Source organism: Paenibacillus sp. 01T422 (assembly GCF_056398785.1).
Genome location: NZ_JBFTQB010001091.1, coordinates 1 through 1,839 on the forward strand (window position 1 = coordinate 1; position 1,839 = coordinate 1,839).

At 48.9% G+C, this 1,839-nt stretch carries 1 protein-coding gene and 1 pseudogene; both read left to right on the forward strand.

The window, feature by feature from the left end; all coding sequences use genetic code 11:
• On the forward strand, nt 1–1,570 hold a 1,570-nt coding region (locus tag AC1DUA_RS35890; protein WP_477504278.1), incomplete at its 5' end, for a ribulokinase.
• 42 nt (nt 1,571–1,612) lie between these two features.
• A pseudogene (locus AC1DUA_RS35895) lies at nt 1,613–1,839 on the forward strand (L-arabinose isomerase); the annotation flags it as partial.

The window sequence follows — 1,839 nt, forward strand, 5'->3', positions numbered from 1 at the left end:
GCACAATGTTATTGACGAGAAGCTGCCGAATTCCGGCATTAAACTTGAATATGACTGGGCGCTTCAACACCCGCAAGATTATCTGGATGTACTTACGCGTTCAGTACCTGCAGTTGTGCAAGCTTCCGGTGTAGACCCTGCTGACATCATCGGCCTTGGTATTGATTTCACAGCATGCACGATGCTTCCAGTAGATGCGCAAGGTCAGCCGCTTTGCTTCAATCCTGAGCTGACGAATAATCCGCACAGCTGGGTGAAGCTATGGAAACATCATGCTGCTCAAGACGAAGCGAACCTCATTAATGAAATCGCTGAGCGCAGAGGCGAAGATTTCCTTCCGCGATACGGCGGGAAAATTTCATCGGAATGGATGATTGCGAAGGTTTGGCAAATATTGAATGAAGCCCCTGACATTTATGAGCAGACGGATCGCTTCCTGGAAGCGACAGACTGGGTAGTATCACAAATGACGGGCGCTTCTGATATTGTGCGTAACAGCTGTACGGCTGGCTATAAAGCAATCTGGCATAAAAAGAAAGGCTTTCCAAGCAACGAGTTCTTCAAAGCGTTGGACCCGCGCCTGGAGAATGTTACTCAGACGAAGCTGCGCGGCGAGGTTGTGGCGCTTGGCACCAAAGCCGGCGAATTAACGGAATCGATGGCTGCCTTGATGGGCTTACAGCCTGGCATTGCTATTGCTGTAGGGAATGTTGATGCCCACGCGGCTGTACCGGGTGTAGGCGTTGTAACACCAGGGAAATTAGTGATGGCGATGGGCACTTCGATTTGCCATATGCTTCTTGGGACAGAGGAGCGGGAAGTTGAAGGTATGTGCGGTGTTGTAGAAGACGGCATCATCCCGGGGTATTTGGGCTACGAAGCTGGGCAGTCAGCTGTCGGTGATATTTTTGCTTGGTATGTGGAACAGGGAGTGCCTGCTTATGTGCAAGCTGCGGCAGAGCAAGAAGGAACGAATGTGCATGAATGGCTGGAACGTCATGCATCCGCTTACAAACCAGGTGAAACAGGTTTGCTTGCGTTGGATTGGTGGAATGGAAATCGATCCGTGCTGGTAGATACAGAGCTCAACGGCCTTATTCTTGGCTATTCGCTTTTGACGAAGCCGGAAGAGGTATATCGATCGCTGCTGGAGGCTACTGCTTTTGGGACTCGTAAAATTGTCGATGCTTTCCACAATAATGGCGTTGAGGTTCAGGAATTGTATGCATGCGGCGGACTTYCGCAAAAAAATCGCCTGCTGATGCAGATTTATGCGGATGTAACGAATCGCGAGATCAAAATTGCTGATTCCAAACAAACGCCGGCACTTGGAGCAGCCATGTTCGGTGCTGTAGCCGCAGGCGCAGCTAAAGGCGGTTACGATAATATCGTAGATGCCGCGCAAAAAATGGCGCGTGTTCGCAAAGATACTTTTAAACCTATCCCGGAAAATGTTGCTGTTTACGAGAAACTTTACCAAGAGTACAGCAAGCTGCACGATTATTTCGGCCGCGGAGAGAACGATGTCATGAAACGCCTTCGTGTTATCCGTGAGGAAGCGCGGCACTAATTCACATTCATCCATCCCCATTATCCAAGGAGGCAAATTGCCATGAAAGCTTCAGCAGAAAAAGTATTTTGGTTTGTAACCGGAAGTCAACACTTGTACGGACCTGAGACATTGCTTCAAGTAGAGGATCATTCGAAACAGATTACAGAAGGAATTGACCGTGATCCTTCAATACCRAGTAAGCTTGTGTTCAAACAAGTTTTGACGACGCCAGATGCGATTCGCAGACTATGTTTGGATGCCAATGCGGATGACAACTGTGCAGGTAT